Raw genomic sequence first — 16,215 nt, forward strand, 5'->3', positions numbered from 1 at the left:
CCGAGCTATTTGTTCATTGGCCGCACCATGGCACACAGTTCAGGGGCGTCGGGAAAGTCCGGTGTGGTCCTCCCCACCGCCTCATAGCCCCACTCTTCGTAGAGCGCCCGTACCTTGGCATGCATCTGGTGCACCAGGAGTGTGACACGCTCCTCGGGGCGGCCGACGAGCAGTTCGTCGTGGATACGGCGGGCGTACCCGGTCCCACGCCATGGCGTGCGGACCATGAGCTCGGACAAGGCGAAGGTCCTGGTGCCGGTCTCAGCGGCGAAGGGTTCCTCCGGGCGCGGTTCAACGGTCGCCCACCATGCCGTGGACGCGCTCAACGGGGCGCCGTACGCGTAGCCCACCGGCTCTCCAGCGTCGTAACCGACGACGCAGGAGAAGCCGGGGAGGCCGGACCAGTGATCCAGGAAACCGGCGAACTGAGCGCGGTCGGCCAGTGGATCACCGCTGTCGGTGTATACCTCGTCGTGCACGTCGAGCAGGAGCTCTCGGATGGACTTGACCTCTCGGCCTGCGTACTGCCGCACGTCGCGATTCAAGCTGCTCATGGCCTGCCTTTCGTTGAGTGTGCAAGAGCTTCTGCCACATGCTCAAGGCGCTGAGTCACACGGCTACTGGTCGTGGTTGCAGTCATTGCGGCAGCAACAGCAGCCGCTGCCTGTTCCAAATCACCCCGGGCAAGCTGTAGTTCGGCAAGCAAGACGGTGTAAAAGGTGCGGTTTCGCGTGAATTCAGCGCCAAGCAGTTCAAGTGTTTGCGTCGTGAGGTGCTCAGCACGGTCGTAACAACCTGCACTTTGATGAGCCAGGGCCGCAAGACCACTGACTTCGGCCGGAGTAACGAAGGCCAGCCAACTCGAGGAATCGGCTGCACCAGCACGATCAAAGACCCGCTCAGCAGCTGCGAGGTGACGTCCCATGCCCGAAGGGTCTCCCGTGGACCCCAGGCAGTCGGCCAATCGCGAGTGCAACAACGTGGCAATCAACGGGTGCTGTCGAATGTGACGTTCGCTCAAAGCGGTCCGATTGATACGAGCAGCCTCGGCAGGCCGCCCAGCCTGCTCAGCCTGAGCTGCAAGATCGGACCAAGCACGAGTTCCCGCGACCCGATCACCTGCGAGAACCGCGGCCTGGAGGGCCTCATTCCGCAACCGTGCAGCCTCGTCACACCGGCCACTGTCGTGGGCAGACCATCCCGCACAGCCAGCCACGGCCCCAATGGCTCGATACAGCGCCTTTTCGACAGTACTTCCATAAAAGCAGTGATCCAGCACGTGACGCAGGCGACGGAGGTAGTCGGTCGCCACGTCGATGGTAGCCACGCCGCCAAACCCGTTGAAGTGGGCATCCAGCAGACTGATCGTCCGCTCGATCCGCTCGATATCGCTTGCGCCAAGACGCCCGCGCTGAGGCACTTGGTCAATACCCAGGGTCGTGACAAGAGCTCCGGCGAGGAACGTGCGCTGCGCTGGGTCCTCCTCCGGTACAGGGACGGAGGTCCGAGGCGGTACGGGAAGCCGAGTGCTCTTGCCCCGAGGGACAAACCCCATTGCCTCGGCAGGCTTGTCGAAGATTCGCTGAAGTGCCAAGAGATAGCGCGTCCATGGCCATCGCACCTCACCCGAGATCCAGCGCCGTACGTGACGGTCAGTGCAGTCACCTGGCGATCCACACATCTCGGCAACGACCCGATTGACCTCCCTGGCGAGTTCCTGCTGGCTCAACCCATACGCATCCAGCAAGCCTTCCAACGTGGTGTTCCGCTGTCGGCCCATCCGGCCCCCTCGGGTCTGAGCGCAAAGAACTGACAGCCACGGCAACCGCTGTCCCGTAGGTAAAACTGTCCGGCCGCTCGTCGGTAACTGCCCATGTTCTGCCCTGGGCCCCGCGCCCCTCTGCGGCCTTGACTGGGAAGCAGCGAAGACCCACACCCCCAGGAGCCACACCGATGCGACCCGATCACTCAAAGCATCCCCTGCCACCGGCAACCCTCATGACCGGAGAGAACATCCCCCTCGACCTCGTCACGATCCGCGCCGTCACCCGCCGCGCCCTCGCGGAACGGATCGTCCGCCCCCGCCGCAGCGAGATCGACGAACTCACCCGCACCCTCCGCGAGCACCTCGAGCTGATGCTCGCCGAGGCTCAGTCACGCGCCGAGCAACTCACCATCGGCACCGTCCCCCGCGACCGCTGGGACGCGCTCATCGACCACATCCGCACCGACCTCGACTTCGCCACCGGTAGCGAACGCCCCGTCCTCTGCGCCGCCGACGCGTACATGCAAGTCCTAGCCCGGGATGCCCGTTTCCTTGCGGATTGCCTCGATGAGTGAGCGAAGCGCGGGGCGAGGAGAGGTAAGTGCCATAACTCACCCTCCGCGCCGGTCATAAGCACCCTTCCGGTACAAGTCCACGGCCACCGCCAAACGGCCCCCCTGCTCAGCGGCGTAACCGCTGGTAACCTCCGCCACCGGCAAAGCGCTCCCCACCTACGCCCCGCCTGCATAGCGGACGGCTGTAGTGCGCAAGGTCCGTAACGAGAAGTAGCCGCATGCCCAAAGCGGTTGGACCCGAAGGGAACCTCATGAAGAAGACGGCCGGGCTCACGATCGGCGCCGTTGCGCTCCTGGGCGCGACGGCGGGTGGCGCATACACCTTCCTTGGCAAGGGAAGCAGCGACGACAAAGTGAAGCCCTACACCATCGCGCTGACGGACACGTTGCTCGACGGGAAGTACTCGAAGCTGACCACGAAGGCGGCGACCGACCAACTCGCCCAGAACGCCGACATACCTGGCGGCACGACCGTCGGCGCCGCCTATGAGACCAGCGACAAGCTGGGGCTGGCGGTCACGGGCACCTACGGCAAAATCACCGATCCCGGCAAGGCCGTTGACGACTATGCGGCACGTCTCGACAAGCAGGAGAAGACGTACGCGGACAAGGTCAGCAAGAACAAGGCGAACGTCAGGGTCAGTACGGTGACCCCCCTCAACGAATTCCACCCGTCAGGCTTCGACGGCAGCAGCGCGGTGATGAAGTGCAAGGCCACAACGTTCACCTCCACGGTTGTCGACAATGCGGTCAAGGTTGAGGTCTCGACGTGCATATGGGGAGATTCCAGCGCCGTCGGGATCGTCCAGAACACGGTCAGCAAGAGCGACGCCGCTGTCGGCATCGGCAACAGCAACATCACGCCCGACGTGATGACGGCGAAGGACCTGGCCGACGCAACGGCCACCGTGCGCGGCGAGGTTCGTAAGGCGAAGTAGCCGCCAGGCCGGGGCACGGCCGGATAGCGACCGCCCGTGCCCCGCTCCCCCCCACCACCAGCAGCATCATGTCCGCCAAGAGGGCTGTCCGAGGCCACGGCTAAGATCCCAAAATGGCAGCCTCGGCACGGCGATTGGCCCCGAAGGGAACGACATGAGCTACAACCAGCCCAACCCATACGGCCAGCCCCCGCAGCCGAACCCGTACGCCCAGCAGCCCCAGCAACTCCCTTACGGGCAGCCACAACAACAGCCCGGCCCCTATGGAGCACCGCCGCCGTACGGCCAGCAGCCCGGCATGCCCCCGCCGTACCTGCCGCCGCCCATACCCCCGACGGGAGACAGTGGCGGCAAGGGCAAGGCCTTAGCCATCGGGATCGGTGCTGCGGTTCTGGTCGGGGCGATCGTCGGCGGCGCCTTCTACCTCATAGGTGACAACGGCTCCGACTCGCCCGCCCGGCACGGCAAGCACACAACGGCCAACGGTGGCACTCCGTCCCCCACCCAGAGCGGCAGCGGCAAGCGCTACAAGCTGACCGCTCCCGACACACTGGCCACCGATTTCCGCAAGGACGCCTCCAGCACACCGCAGGACTTCAACTCCGGTGACAAGGCAGACTTCGAAGGGAAGGGCGTCCACAACGCGGAGGGAACCATCGCCGAGTACAAGGCCGGCGTGGACACGGGCACCACGAAGCGCCTCCATCTCATCGGCGTCTGGGGCGAGATCAAGAACCCGGAGTGGGTGGTGGACAGCTCGCTCGACTCCCTGAAAGTGAAGCTCAAAAAGGGGAAGATGGAAGGCTTTTCCGCTCGGTTCTCGCCGAGCGGGCTCGATGACGACGCCGTCGTCAAGTGTCAGTACTACGCCTCCCCGGTGAGCACCGGCAAGGAACTCAAGCTGCCCATCTGTGTCTGGGCCGACCACAGCACCACCGGCATCATCATGTTCACCGATGCCGCGGCTCTGCTCAGCGGCCAGGCCACCCCTCTGGACCAGGCGGCGGAGCTGGCCGTCAAGGTCCGCCATGACGCCCGCGTCGAAATCCCCTGAGCCCCGTGCGTCACCGCTTGGGCCAGTGCCACGACGGCTCGTCGAGCGGGCCCTCCCGGCCCGCAACGCCCGTCTGCCCGAGGGCGTCCTTGACCAGGCCGATGGAGTTGACGTCGAGCCGGTGGCGCCGGGCACCTCGGGCGAGGGCCTCGGCGAGGCCCGGCGCGTGCGTGACCACGACGATCTGGGTGTCCCGGGCGGCGGTGAGGAGCAGGTCGGCCAGCGGGGGCAGCAGGTCCGGGTGGAGGCTGGACTCCGGCTCGTTGAGAACGAGCAGCGCGGGCGGCCGGGGCGTGAGCAGCGCCGCCGCCCACAGCAGGTAGCGCAGGGTACCGTCCGACAGCTCGTCCGCGCCGAGCGGGCGCAGCAGGCCGCTCTGGCGCAGCCGCAGCTCGAACCGGCCGCTCTCGCCGTCGATCTCCACCCGGCTGCCGGGGAACGCCGCGTCCACGGCGGCATCCAGGGCCTCGTGGTCGCCGATCTCGCGGATCGTCTGCAGCGCGGCCGCGAGGTCCGCACCGTCGTGGCCGAGCACGGGCGTACGCGTACCGATCCGGGCGCTGCGGACGGGGGCATGGGCATCGGTGCGTACGTGGTCGTAGAACCGCCAGGACCGCAGGTGCTCGCGCAGCCGCAGCAGGTCGGGGGCGAGCTGCGGGTCGGCGAGCTCGCTGAGCATGCTGTCGTACGGGCGGAGGGCGTTCACCGACTGGTGCCAGGTGCCGTCGGCGGTGCGGGTGCGTACGGCGGGGCCGGAGCGGTCCGACAGCAGTGCGGCGGGACGCAGCACGGGGCCTGCCCAGGTGCACTCGCGCTTGATCTCGGGGTCGAGGTTGAACAGGGACGGCGCGCCCCCACCGCCCGAGGTCGGGATGGGGTGCCCGAAGTCGACCGCGTAGCTGAATTCGTCCCCGGAAAAGCCGAGGCGGAGGCTGACGGCCGGCGAGCGGCCTGTGCCCTTCCTCTCCCCCGCCCACAGCACCGAGGGCAGCCCGCCCTCGCGCGCCAGCGCCGCCACCGCGCCGCCCTGGGCGGACGCGGCGAGCAGCCGCAGGGCCCGGTAGAGGCTGGACTTGCCGGCACCGTTCGCGCCGGTGATCACGTTGAGGCGGCCCAGCGGGACGATCAGGCGGCGCAGGGAGCGGTAGTTCTCGACGGCGAGGGTGGTGAGCATGGTGCCAGTGTGCCGAGGGGGTCGGACAGCGCGGGCGAACCGGGTACCGCTTTCCTCACGGCTGAGGGCAGTTCTCGGGCGGAAACCGGTACCCGATTCGTCAGTCACCCATCGCGGCGCGACCCCGTTCCCGCCGCCCTCGCGAGCTCCGCGAACGCCCGTGCCGCAGCGCTCTGGTACGCGGTGTCGCGCCGGAGCAGGGTGACCGTACGCGCGGGCAGCGCGGGCTCCAGGGGTACGGGGTGCAGGTCGGGCCGGGCGTGGGCGATCGCGTCCGGGAGCACCGTGGCGAGCCCGGTCCGGGTGACGATCTCGACGAGCGCGTGGACGGAGTCCGCCTCAATGGCGATCCTCGGGCGCACCCCGCATGCCGCGAAGTGCTCGTCGATGTGGCGGCGCGTGGCGAAGTCGGTGCTGAGCAGCGCGAGTTGCCGCTGCTCCAGCTCGGCCACGGGCAGCGGCGCACGACAAGACCCGTCGCCCACGACCAGGCTGAGCGTCTCCGTGAACAGCTCCTCGGCGGCGACCCCCGGCAGGTGCGCGCCGCCAAAGGCGATGCCGAGGTCCAACTCGTCGCCCATCAGCGCCGATTCGATCCGGTCCTGGGTCATCTCCCGCACCGTCAGCGCGATCCCGGGGTGCGCGGCGTGGAACCGCTCCACCAGCGGGCCGACCAGGTACGCCGTGAACGTCGGCGTCACGGCGAGGCGCAGGCTGCCCCGCGACAGGTCCTGGACGTCCAGCACGGCCCGCTCGCCCGCCGCGAGGTCCTGCAGGGCGCGCTGGGCGTAGTGGACGTACGCCTGGCCGGCGTCCGTGAGGCGCACGGTGCGGCCGGTACGGTCCAGCAATTGGACGCCCAAGGCCTTCTCCAGCTGCCTGACCTGCTGGGACAGGGTGGGCTGCGAGATGCGCAGCTCTTCGGCGGCGCGGGTGAAGTTGGCGTGCTCGGCGACCGCGAGCAGATAGCGCAGGTGACGTAGTTCCGGCTTCATATCCCCAACCATAGATGGCATCGATAGCAGCCAGTGGTATTGAGTCTTGGACACTATAGGTCGAGGTCATGCACAGTGAATGACGTCGGCCCCCCACCGACACCCCGATCGAAGGGAGTGAGAGGTCATGCGTCATCTCGCCCAGGGAATCGACCGCTTCCAGCGGGAGGTCTTCCCCGCCAAGGCCGGGCTCTTCGCCCACCTGGCCACCCACCACACGCCGCACACGCTGTTCATCGGCTGCTCCGACGCCCGCGTCGTCCCCGAGCTGATCACCGGCTGTGAGCCCGGCGAGCTGTTCGTCATCCGTACGGCAGGCAACCTCGTGCCCGCCTACGCACCCCGCACGGACGGCATCGCGGCCAGCATCGAATACGCGGTCGCCGCCCTGGGCGTGACGGACATCATCGTCTGCGGGCACTCCGCCTGCGGCGCGATGACCGCCCTGGCCGAAGGCCACGACCTGGGCGCCATGCCGACGACCGCGGACTGGCTGCGCCACGCCGACGCCGCCCGGGCCCGCACCACCGCTCCCGGAGTGGACGCTCTCGTACGGAGCAACGTCCGCGCCCAGCTGGCGAACCTGGTCACCCACCCCTCGGTGGCCCGCGCCCTGGAACAGGGCACGGTCACGCTGCACGGCTGGTGCTACGACATCGGCAGCGGCACCGTCGACGAACTCGACCTCGCCGGCCGGTCGTCCGCCCTCGCGGCCTGACCCCTTCGAACCACTCCCCACAACCCACAACCCATCCCCGAAAGGAAACCCTTCCCATGGTGCACGCCCAGTTCGACAACACCGCTCGCCAGGCCCTGGCCGCCAAGGCCGTCGAGGCGAAGGTCCGCAAGGACCTGTCCTGGCAGCAGATAGCCGACGCCGCGGGCCTGTCGGTCGCCTTCGTCACCGCCGCCGTGCTCGGCCAGCACCCGCTGCCCGAGGCCTCGGCCAAGGCCGTCGCCGAGCTCCTCGGCCTGGACGCCGACGACGCGATGACGCTGCAGACCATCCCGAACCGCGGCTCCATCCCCGGCGGCATCCCCACCGACCCGACCATCTACCGCTTCTACGAGATGCTCCAGGTCTACGGCACCACCCTCAAGGCCCTGGTCCACGAGCAGTTCGGTGACGGCATCATCTCCGCGATCAACTTCAAGCTGGACGTGAAGAAGGTCGCCGACCCCGAGGGCGGCGAGCGCGCCGTCATCACGCTCGACGGCAAGTACCTGCCGACCAAGCCGTTCTGACACCCGGGAGACCGAACCCATGGACTTCATCCAGCGCACCATCGATCTCGCCCGGGCCAACATCGCCGAGGGCGGACGGCCGTTCGCGACCGTCATCGTGAAGGACGGCGAGATCCTCGCCGAGAGCGCCAACAAGGTCGCGCAGACCAACGACCCCACCGCGCACGCCGAGATCCTCGCCATCCGCGAGGCATGCACCAAGCTCGGCACCGAGCACCTCACCGGCACGACCATCTATGTGCTCGCGCACCCGTGCCCGATGTGTCTCGGCTCGCTCTATTACTGCTCGCCCGACGAGGTCGTCTTCCTCACCACCCGCGACGACTACGCGCCGCACTACGTGGACGACCGCAAGTACTTCGAACTCGGCACGTTCTACGAAGAGTTCGCCAAGCCGTGGCAGCAGCGCCGACTGCCGATGCGCTACGAGCCGCGTGACGCCGCCACCGACGTCTACCGCGAGTGGCAGCAGCACAACGCGTGAACGTACGAAAAGGGGCCCGGCACAGGATGCCGGGCCCCTTTTCGCGAAATCACGCGCTCTTCTCGTGCCGCTCTCCCGGCTCGCTCCCGCGAGACCTCGGCACCAGAGTCGGGTTCACATTCGACTGCACCACGTCCGCGGTGATGACGACCCGGGCGACGTCCTTGCGCGAAGGCACCTCGTACATGACGGACATCAGCACCTCCTCCATGATGGCGCGCAACCCTCGCGCACCCGTGCCACGGAGGATGGCCTGATCGGCAATGGCCTCGAGCGCCGGGCGGTCGAAGTCCAGCTCCACTCCGTCGAGTTCGAAGAGGCGCTGGTACTGCTTCACCAGCGCGTTGCGCGGCTCGACGAGGATCTGGAGGAGAGCCGCACGGTCGAGGTTGTGCACGGAGGTGATGACCGGGAGCCGGCCGATGAATTCCGGGATCATCCCGAACTTCACCAGGTCCTCCGGCATGACCTCCTGGAACTGGTCGCTCGCCTCGATCTCGCGCTTGGAGCGGATGGTGGCGCCGAAGCCGATGCCCTTGGCGCCGGCCCGGGATTCGATGATCTTCTCCAGGCCGGAGAAGGCACCGCCCACGATGAACAGCACGTTCGTCGTGTCGATCTGGATGAATTCCTGGTGCGGGTGCTTACGGCCGCCCTGAGGGGGGACGGAGGCCGTGGTGCCCTCCAGGATCTTCAGGAGCGCCTGCTGGACGCCCTCGCCGGAGACGTCCCGGGTGATCGAAGGATTTTCGCTCTTACGGGCGACCTTGTCGATCTCGTCGATGTAGATGATGCCGGTCTCGGCCTTCTTGACGTCGTAGTCCGCGGCCTGGATCAGCTTCAGCAGGATGTTCTCGACGTCTTCGCCGACATAGCCGGCCTCCGTCAGCGCGGTCGCGTCGGCGATCGCGAACGGGACGTTCAGCATGCGCGCGAGCGTCTGCGCGAGCAGCGTCTTGCCCGAGCCCGTGGGGCCGAGCAGAAGAATGTTGGATTTGGCCAGTTCGATACCGTCGTCGCGGCCGCCGTGACCGGTCTCGCCGGCCTGCACCCGCTTGTAGTGGTTGTAGACGGCGACCGACAGGGCCTTTTTGGCGGCTTCCTGGCCGACGACATAGCCCTCGAGGAATTCGTAGATCTCACGGGGCTTGGGGAGTTCCTCCCAGCGCACCTCGGAGGTCTCCGCCAGCTCTTCCTCGATGATCTCGTTACAGAGATCGATGCACTCGTCGCAGATGTACACACCAGGACCCGCGATGAGCTTCTTCACCTGCTTCTGGCTCTTCCCGCAGAACGAGCACTTGAGCAGATCGCCGCCGTCACCGATGCGTGCCACGAGGTGCTTCCCCTTCGCCTGGGATCCGCCTTGTTCTGCGAACCCGAGTGCTTGCCTATCGACGGTACCTTGCCGGGCCCCCCGTGCGGGCCCCCCTTGCACTCTCCTCGGGCCAAGGGGGGTACCGGCGGCACTGTGTCCGAGACACCGTACTCAGACGGGCATCAGACGGATACTGACGACTTGCGCGTCGAAACGATCTGGTCAACGAGACCGTACGCGAGCGCGTCCTCAGCGGTGAGAATCTTGTCGCGCTCGATGTCGTCGCGGATCTTCTCGACGGGCTGGGTGGAGTGCTTGGCCAGCATCTGCTCCAGCTGGGTACGCATGCGCATGATCTCCTTCGCAGCGATCTCCAGGTCGGAGAGCTGCTCCCGGCCGGTCTGGCTGGACGGCTGGTGGATCAGCACCCGGGCGTTGGGGAGCGCCATGCGCTTGCCCGGCGTACCGGCGGCCAGCAGGATGGCCGCGGCGGAGGCCGCCTGGCCCATGCAGACCGTCTGGATGTCGGGCTTCACGAACTGCATCGTGTCGTAGATGGCGGTCAGCGCGGTGAACGAGCCGCCGGGCGAGTTGATGTAGATCGAGATGTCACGGTCGGGGTCCATCGACTCCAGGCACAGCAGCTGCGCCATGACGTCGTTGGCGGAGGCGTCGTCGATCTGGACGCCCAGGAAGATCACGCGCTCCTCGAAGAGCTTCGCGTACGGGTCGTACTCGCGGACACCCTGGGAGGTGCGCTCGACGAAACGCGGGACCACATAGCGGGCCTCGGCCTGGGGGCCCGTGTAGAGGCCGCTGGGGGCGGAGAAGTTGTTCATGCGGGTGTTCACCATCCTGATGGCGATCGGTGCGGTGGGCTGGGATACGGCTGTAGAGCGGTACTGCCGGGGATCAGGCCCCGGTGCCGCCGCCGCCCGGAACGCCGGCCGCGTGCGTGATGATCTCGTCGATGATCCCGTACTCCTTGGCCTCGTCCGCGGTGAACCAGCGGTCGCGGTCGCCGTCGCGGATGATCGTCTCCACGGTCTGGCCGGTGTGCAGGGCCGTGATCTCCGCCATGCGCTTCTTGGTGCGGAGCAGCTGCTCGGCCTGGATCTTGATGTCCGTGGCCGTGCCGCCGAGGCCCGCGGAGCCCTGGTGCATGAGGATGTCGGTGTTCGGCAGCGCGAAGCGCTTGCCGGGGGTGCCGCCGGTCAGCAGGAACTGGCCCATCGAGGCGGCCAGGCCCATGCCGATGGTGACCACGTCGTTCGGGATGTACTGCATGGTGTCGTAGACCGCCATGCCCGCCGTCACCGAACCGCCGGGGCTGTTGATGTAGAGGTAGATGTCCTTGTCCGGGTCCGCGGCCAGGAGGAGCATCTGCGCCGTGATCTTGTTGGCGATGTCGTCGTCGACCTGCTGGCCGAGGAAGATGATCCGCTCGTCGAGCAGCCGGCTGTAGACCTGGTCGCCGAGGCCACCACCGATGGAAGGCCCGCCGGCGGCGGAAGGCATCAGATTCATCACGTGATCCACCTGCTCGTCTCTGACGGCAACGGGCCGTCTCCGCGTCTTCACTCGGGGCCGGGGGTCGCATGGGCCGGTACGCTCCGGCGCACTCCAAGTCTTCCCCTGCCCTCGTATCTACGGACCCTAACGCGCTGGTCGGCGGGCGCCATCCCGCATGGGGAACTGTTCGCTCTGAGCGCAGGTTCCGGGCGGCGGCGGGAGCGCGTACGGGCCCGGCCGCGCCCCCGGGGCAGGGGACGCGGCCGGGCCCGTACGAACAGCTCGGCTGCCGCGGGGCGAGGATCAGGCCTCGGTGCCCTCGGCGGCCTCGACGACCTCGGCGGCTGCCTCGGTCTCGTCGTCCTCGTCCTCGAGGTCGACGATCTCGCCGTTGGTGTCCTTGACGGTGGCGGCCTCGACGACGGTCGCGAGGGCCTTGCCGCGGGCGACCTCACCGACGAGCATCGGGACCTGGCCGCCCTGGACGACCGCCTGGGCGAACTGGTCCGGGGACATGCCGGAGGACTGGGCGCGGCGCATCAGGTGCTCGGTGAGCTCCTCCTGGCCGACCGACAGCTTCTCCTTGTTGACGATCTCGTCGAGGATGAACTGGGTCTTGATGCCCTTCTCAGCCTGCTCCTTGAGCTCGGCGTCGAACTCCTCGGCGGACTTGCCCTGGATCTCCAGGTACTTGTCCAGGGTCAGGCCCATCTGACCGAGCTGGTGGTGCTCGAGGTTGTGCTTACGAGTGTTGACCTCGTCCTCGAGCAGCTTCTCGGGCATCGGGACCTCGACCAGCTTCAGCAGCTCGTCCAGGACCTTCTCCTGGGCCTGGGTGGCCTGGTCGAACTTCTTCATCCGGGCCAGGCGCTCACGGCTGTCGGCCTTGAGCTCGTCCAGCGTGTCGAACTCGCTCGCCAGCTGCGCGAACTCGTCGTCCAGGGCGGGCAGTTCACGGGACTTGACGGCGGTGACGTCGACCTTGACCTCGGCCTCCTTGCCCTCGGCGGAACCGCCCTTGAGCACGGAGGTGAAGGTGGCGGTGGCGCCGGCCTCGAGACCGGTCACGGCCTCGTCGATGCCGTCCAGCAGGTCACCGGAACCGATGGTGTAGTCGATGCCGGTGGCGACGCCGTCCTCGAGGACCTCGCCGTCGACCTTGGCCTCCAGGTCGACCGTGACGATGTCGCCCTCGGCGGCGGCACGCTCGACCGCGGTGGTGGTGGCGAAGCGCTCACGCAGCTGCTCGACGGACTTCTCGATGTCCTCGTCGGTCACCTCGGTGACGTCGACGGTGACCTCGATACCGGAGTAGTCCGGGATCTCCAGCACCGGACGGATGTCGACCTCGGCGGTGAAGGCCAGCAGCTCGCCGTCCTTCAGCTCCGTGATGTCGACCTCGGGCTGACCCAGCGGGTTGAGGTCACCCTCGTTGACGGCCTCGGTGTAGAACTTCGGGAGCGCGTCGTTGACGGCCTCCTCCAGCACCGCACCGCGGCCGAAACGCTGGTCGATCACGCGGTTCGGGATCTTGCCCTTGCGGAAGCCGGGCACCGAGACCTGCTGGTTGATCTTCTTGTACGCCGCGTCGAGGCTGGCCTTGAGCTCCTCGAAGGGCACCTCGACAGTGAGCCGAACCCGAGTCGGGTTCAGGGTCTCCACGGCGCTCTTCACGGTTCGGTCTCCTTGGGGCTGACTTCTGGGAATCTGCTGAGCTTCTCAGCGGACCGCGCCCGGTACAGAGACACACAGACGCGCAGCTTGCATAGTAACCGCACGCACGATGGGCCCCACAATGTGATCTTGCTGGTCGGGGTGGCCGGATTCGAACCGACGACCTTCCGCTCCCAAAGCGGACGCGCTACCAAGCTGCGCCACACCCCGTCGGTGCGAGACGTAGGGTACATGCCCGCGGGGGTGCGCAGATGCCGAATCGACCACGGAACAGCCGTCGGGCGAAGGCCCGGTGAAGGGGGTGTGCGATGAACCCCCGGGACCCGCTACGATGCACGTCAGTGCCATCGGCCCCACAGGGGTTCGAGCGGCGCGCGCGGGCGTAGCTCAATGGTAGAGCCCCAGTCTTCCAAACTGGCTACGCGGGTTCGATTCCCGTCGCCCGCTCCATCACGCCTCCGGCCGCCCAGCCGGAGGCGTTTCGTTTCTCCTCGGATCTCTCCCCGGACCTCTCCTCAAACCTCTCAGATCTTGATGTTCGTTATGGTCCGCGCGATCGAGTCGAGGAGGCTGTGGATCGAACCGGCCAGCGTGGTGGACGCGAGGAAGAAGCCGAAGAGGATCGCGATGAAGGCCGGGAAGACCTTGAGGTGGCCGTTGCGCGTCATCACCACCATGAGGATCCCCAAGAGCAACACGGTCGACAGCGAAATGATCACAGCGATCACACCCTCGGTTCGAAAGCACCTGCCCGGTTCGGGAGACGCTGCCCCGCAGGCCCCCTCCGCACCCATCGTGCCACCAACTCGGCCACCAGTGTGGTGACCTGACTGTTCATCGATGAATTGACCGAGTCGGTGGCGAATCGCTTTTCGGCCAGGTGGCTTGGTCGCGACCCCGGTTCCGCGATTAGGGTGCCTCGGGTGTCCCCCACCACCTCCACGGCGCCTCCGGCGCACTCCGGCTCCCCCGGTCCCGGCCGTACCCGGACCGACGCCGCCGGTGCGGCGCGGCGCGATCCGTTCTTCGACAACGCGAAGTACCTGGCGATCGTCCTTGTCGCCCTCGGCCATGCCTGGGAGCCGCTCACGGACAGCAGCCGGGCGGCGACGGCGCTGTACTACACCGTGTACACGTTCCACATGCCGGCGTTCATCCTGATCTCCGGCTACTTCTCGCGTGGGTTCGACTTCAGCCCGGCGAAGCTGAAGCGGTTGATCACCGGTGTGCTCGTGCCGTATCTGGTCTTCCAGGCCGTCTACATCGGCTTCCAGCACGCGCTGGAGCCGGATGCGCCGCCGGACGCGTTCTCACTGCTCAACCCGTGGTACCTGAACTGGTTCCTGGCCGCGCTGTTCGTGTGGCGGCTGACCACGCCGATCTGGAAGCTCGTGCGGTGGCCGGTGCCGGTCGCGTTCGCGATCGCGATCGTGGGGATGCTCACCCCGGGTGTCGGTAGTGACTTCGACCTCATGCGGGTCATGCAGTTCCTGCCGTTCTTCGTGCTCGGCCTGCACGTGAAGCCCGAGCACTTCGCGCTGCTGCGGCGGGGGTGGGTGCGGGTTGCGGCCGTGCCGCTGTTCGCCTGCGCGCTCGCCACCGCGTACTGGCTGGCGCCGCGCCTGGACAGCGGCTGGCTCTACCGCAACTCCAGCGTCCACGACCTCCACCAGCCCGCGTGGACCGCCCCCGTCATGACCCTGGCCCTGTTCGCCTGCGCCGCGGCCCTCACGGCGGGCTTCCTGGCATGGGTCCCGCGCCGCGAGACGTGGTTCACGGCGCTGGGCGCGGGGACGTTGTACGGGTATCTGCTGCACGGGTTTCTGATCAAGTTGTCGCGCTGGTACGAGTGGTATGACGCGTATGCGTGGGTTCGGGGGCCTGTGGGGGAGCTTGTGGTGACGGCGGTTGCCGTGGTGGTGGTGACGGTGCTGTGCACGGGGCCGGTGCGGAAGGTTTTCCGGTGGGTCATGGAGCCGCGCATGGAGTGGGCGTTCCGCTCGGGACGGTAGGGCCGGTGGGGGTTGTGCCCCGGTCCCTCCCTTTCACCGTTTCTTCCGGGGCTCCGCCCCGGACCCCGAAACCGGGCTGAATCTCAGCCCGTCCGGCGTTTGAGGACGAGCGGCGGAGCCGCGACAAGGGGGTCCGGGGGCGGAGCCCCCGAAGCGGGGTCCGGGGGCGAAGCCCCCGGGAAACGGAGAAAGGGCGGGACCGGGGCACACAACTCGCCCGCTAATCGCGGCAGATCAACAACAGCGCCCGATCATCGTTGACGTCCTTCGCGACCGCCTCGATCAAGTGCCATGCCGCGCCCACGAAACCGGACGTGACATAGCGGTCGGCCTCGCCCGTGAGGCGGTCCATGCCCTCGGTCAGTTCGCGCTCGGACGTCTCGACGAGGCCGTCCGTGAAGAGCATGAGGACGTCGCCGCGGCGCAGCGTGCCCTTGACGGAGTCGAAGTCCGCGCCGTCGTAGACACCGAGGAGAGGGCCCTCGGCGGACTTCTCCTCCCAGCGCCCCGTGCCCGCGCACAGGTGCAGTCCGGGGACGTGGCCGGCGGAGAAGAGTTCGTAGTCCCCGCTCTCGAGGTCGAGGACGAGGTGGACGGAGGTGGCGAAGCCCTCGTCCCAGTCCTGGCGGAGGAGGTAGCCGTTGGCGGCGGGCAGGAAGGCGTGCGGGGGCAGGGAGCCGAGCAGGCCGCCGAAGGCGCCGGAGAGGAGCAGGGCGCGGGAGGCGGCGTCCATGCCCTTGCCGGAGACGTCGGTGAGGACGACCTCGAGGGTGCGGCCGCCGTTCGTGCAGGCGCCGACGACGAAGTCGCCGGAGAAGGACTGGCCGCCGGCCGGCCGCAGGGCCATCTCGCGGTGCCAGCCGCGCGGCAGCTTGGGCAACTTGCTCTGGACGCGGATGCGTTCGCGCAGGTCGAACAGCATCGTGCCGCCGCGCCGCCACGGCACGCCGACGCGGCTGCGGAACTGGGCGATGAGCAGCCCGAAGAAGCCGACCGCGGCCACCACGAGGATCGTGCCCGGGGTGACGCGGTCGGCGCCGTACGCGTAGGGGTCGAGGACGGCGGACTCGACGATGAGCGCGGTGGCCGCCGCGGCGTAGAGGCCGAGCAGGCTGGCGGGGCGCAGCAGCAGTCCGCCGGCGACGATGGGCAGGACGAGCGAGGAGGGGGCGCACCACTCGGGCTGGACGATGGTGCCGAGGGCGAAGGCGGGGACGGAGAGCAGGAGTGCGGTCAGGGCGAGCCAGTCGGAGCCGTCGCCGCGGAAGTAGTCGACTCCGGACTTGCGCACGCTCGTGCGGGCCCGGTGCAGTGCTTTGCGCATCCGGGCCGTCGGGGTCTCCGCACCGCCAGTCATTGCTTCGGGACCTTATCCACCCATTCGGCGGTGCGTCGATTCACGCCGCGCCGACACGACAGCCTGGGGCGCGTCGGCCCGGCACCCCGGGTGCAACCTTATGCGAAATTCG

The 16,215-nt window shown here is 67.8% G+C and carries 17 protein-coding genes and 2 tRNA genes; 8 read left to right on the top strand and 11 right to left on the bottom strand.

Annotation, left to right across the window (positions count from 1 at the left end; translation table 11 throughout):
• Positions 1–5: 5 nt before the first annotated feature.
• Together ACV530_RS25210 and ACV530_RS25215 are read right to left on the bottom strand one after the other, a co-directional pair.
• Positions 6–554: a GNAT family N-acetyltransferase gene (locus ACV530_RS25210; protein ID WP_494334922.1), complete on the bottom strand. Its 549-nt coding sequence runs from the start codon at positions 552–554 to the stop codon at positions 6–8.
• On the bottom strand, positions 551–1,780 hold the full coding sequence (locus tag ACV530_RS25215) for an NsdA family TPR-like regulatory protein (RefSeq protein WP_494334923.1): 1,230 nt from the start codon (positions 1,778–1,780) through the stop codon (positions 551–553). Before ACV530_RS25215 ends, ACV530_RS25210 begins: the two co-directional genes overlap by 4 nt.
• Before the next feature lie 218 nt (positions 1,781–1,998).
• Here ACV530_RS25215 and ACV530_RS25220 point away from each other — a divergent pair, with 218 nt between their 5' ends.
• The 3 genes from ACV530_RS25220 (at position 1,999) to ACV530_RS25230 (ending at position 4,332) form a co-directional block, all read left to right on the top strand.
• Positions 1,999–2,340 (top strand): DUF6415 family natural product biosynthesis protein, encoded by a 342-nt coding sequence (locus tag ACV530_RS25220; RefSeq protein WP_494334924.1) that lies wholly within the window; start codon positions 1,999–2,001, stop codon positions 2,338–2,340.
• 251 nt (positions 2,341–2,591) lie between these two features.
• Positions 2,592–3,278 carry a hypothetical protein gene (locus ACV530_RS25225; protein ID WP_494334925.1) on the top strand — a complete coding sequence of 229 codons (687 nt, stop codon included), beginning with the start codon at positions 2,592–2,594 and terminating at the stop codon, positions 3,276–3,278.
• Positions 3,279–3,432: 154 nt separating this feature from the next.
• On the top strand, positions 3,433–4,332 hold the full coding sequence (locus ACV530_RS25230; RefSeq protein WP_494334926.1) for a hypothetical protein: 900 nt from the start codon (positions 3,433–3,435) through the stop codon (positions 4,330–4,332).
• A gap of 10 nt (positions 4,333–4,342) precedes the next feature.
• On the opposite strand, the gene ACV530_RS25235 is transcribed toward ACV530_RS25230, so the two are convergent.
• The gene (locus tag ACV530_RS25235) at positions 4,343–5,506 is read right to left on the bottom strand and encodes an AAA family ATPase (RefSeq protein WP_494334927.1); all 1,164 of its coding nucleotides are present in this window, start codon (positions 5,504–5,506) and stop codon (positions 4,343–4,345) included.
• A gap of 104 nt (positions 5,507–5,610) precedes the next feature.
• Positions 5,611–6,501, bottom strand: a complete 891-nt coding sequence (gene cynR, locus ACV530_RS25240) for a transcriptional regulator CynR (RefSeq protein WP_494334928.1) — start codon at positions 6,499–6,501, stop codon at positions 5,611–5,613.
• Positions 6,502–6,628: 127 nt separating this feature from the next.
• On the opposite strand from cynR, the gene ACV530_RS25245 reads away from it, so the two are divergent.
• Genes ACV530_RS25245 through ACV530_RS25255 form a run of 3 tightly spaced genes read left to right on the top strand, consistent with a single transcriptional unit; the run spans position 6,629 to position 8,230 of the window.
• Positions 6,629–7,219, top strand: coding sequence for a carbonic anhydrase (locus tag ACV530_RS25245; protein WP_494334929.1), 591 nt, complete (start codon positions 6,629–6,631; stop codon positions 7,217–7,219).
• A gap of 56 nt (positions 7,220–7,275) precedes the next feature.
• On the top strand, positions 7,276–7,746 hold the full coding sequence (gene cynS / locus ACV530_RS25250; RefSeq protein WP_494334930.1) for a cyanase: 471 nt from the start codon (positions 7,276–7,278) through the stop codon (positions 7,744–7,746).
• 19 nt (positions 7,747–7,765) lie between these two features.
• A complete protein-coding gene (locus ACV530_RS25255) occupies positions 7,766–8,230 on the top strand; it encodes a nucleoside deaminase (RefSeq protein ID WP_494334931.1) in 465 nt (154 codons plus the stop codon).
• 49 nt (positions 8,231–8,279) lie between these two features.
• Here the strand turns inward: ACV530_RS25255 and clpX are convergent, their stop codons facing one another.
• The 5 genes from clpX to ACV530_RS25280 form a co-directional block, all read right to left on the bottom strand.
• Positions 8,280–9,566 (bottom strand): ATP-dependent Clp protease ATP-binding subunit ClpX, encoded by a 1,287-nt coding sequence (gene clpX / locus ACV530_RS25260; RefSeq protein WP_494334932.1) that lies wholly within the window; start codon positions 9,564–9,566, stop codon positions 8,280–8,282.
• 164 nt (positions 9,567–9,730) lie between these two features.
• The gene (locus tag ACV530_RS25265; RefSeq protein WP_494334933.1) at positions 9,731–10,402 is read right to left on the bottom strand and encodes an ATP-dependent Clp protease proteolytic subunit; all 672 of its coding nucleotides are present in this window, start codon (positions 10,400–10,402) and stop codon (positions 9,731–9,733) included.
• Between the two features lie 58 nt (positions 10,403–10,460).
• Positions 10,461–11,066: an ATP-dependent Clp protease proteolytic subunit gene (locus tag ACV530_RS25270; RefSeq protein WP_494334966.1), complete on the bottom strand. Its 606-nt coding sequence runs from the start codon at positions 11,064–11,066 to the stop codon at positions 10,461–10,463.
• A gap of 297 nt (positions 11,067–11,363) precedes the next feature.
• On the bottom strand, positions 11,364–12,734 hold the full coding sequence (tig, locus tag ACV530_RS25275; RefSeq protein ID WP_494334934.1) for a trigger factor: 1,371 nt from the start codon (positions 12,732–12,734) through the stop codon (positions 11,364–11,366).
• A 133-nt stretch (positions 12,735–12,867) separates the two neighbouring features.
• Positions 12,868–12,944, bottom strand: a tRNA-Pro gene (locus ACV530_RS25280).
• Positions 12,945–13,110: 166 nt separating this feature from the next.
• On the opposite strand from ACV530_RS25280, the gene ACV530_RS25285 reads away from it, so the two are divergent.
• Positions 13,111–13,184, top strand: a tRNA-Gly gene (locus ACV530_RS25285).
• Between the two features lie 74 nt (positions 13,185–13,258).
• On the opposite strand, the gene ACV530_RS25290 is transcribed toward ACV530_RS25285, so the two are convergent.
• Positions 13,259–13,453: a hypothetical protein gene (locus tag ACV530_RS25290; RefSeq protein WP_494334935.1), complete on the bottom strand. Its 195-nt coding sequence runs from the start codon at positions 13,451–13,453 to the stop codon at positions 13,259–13,261.
• A 204-nt stretch (positions 13,454–13,657) separates the two neighbouring features.
• On the opposite strand from ACV530_RS25290, the gene ACV530_RS25295 reads away from it, so the two are divergent.
• Complete coding sequence (locus tag ACV530_RS25295; protein WP_494334936.1) at positions 13,658–14,746, top strand: acyltransferase family protein; 1,089 nt, start codon at positions 13,658–13,660, stop codon at positions 14,744–14,746.
• Positions 14,747–14,966: 220 nt separating this feature from the next.
• On the opposite strand, the gene ACV530_RS25300 is transcribed toward ACV530_RS25295, so the two are convergent.
• Positions 14,967–16,103: a PP2C family protein-serine/threonine phosphatase gene (locus ACV530_RS25300; protein WP_494334937.1), complete on the bottom strand. Its 1,137-nt coding sequence runs from the start codon at positions 16,101–16,103 to the stop codon at positions 14,967–14,969.
• Between the last annotated feature and the right edge of the window lie 112 nt (positions 16,104–16,215).

The sequence above is a fragment of the Streptomyces sp. SX-6 genome, from assembly GCF_059089585.1.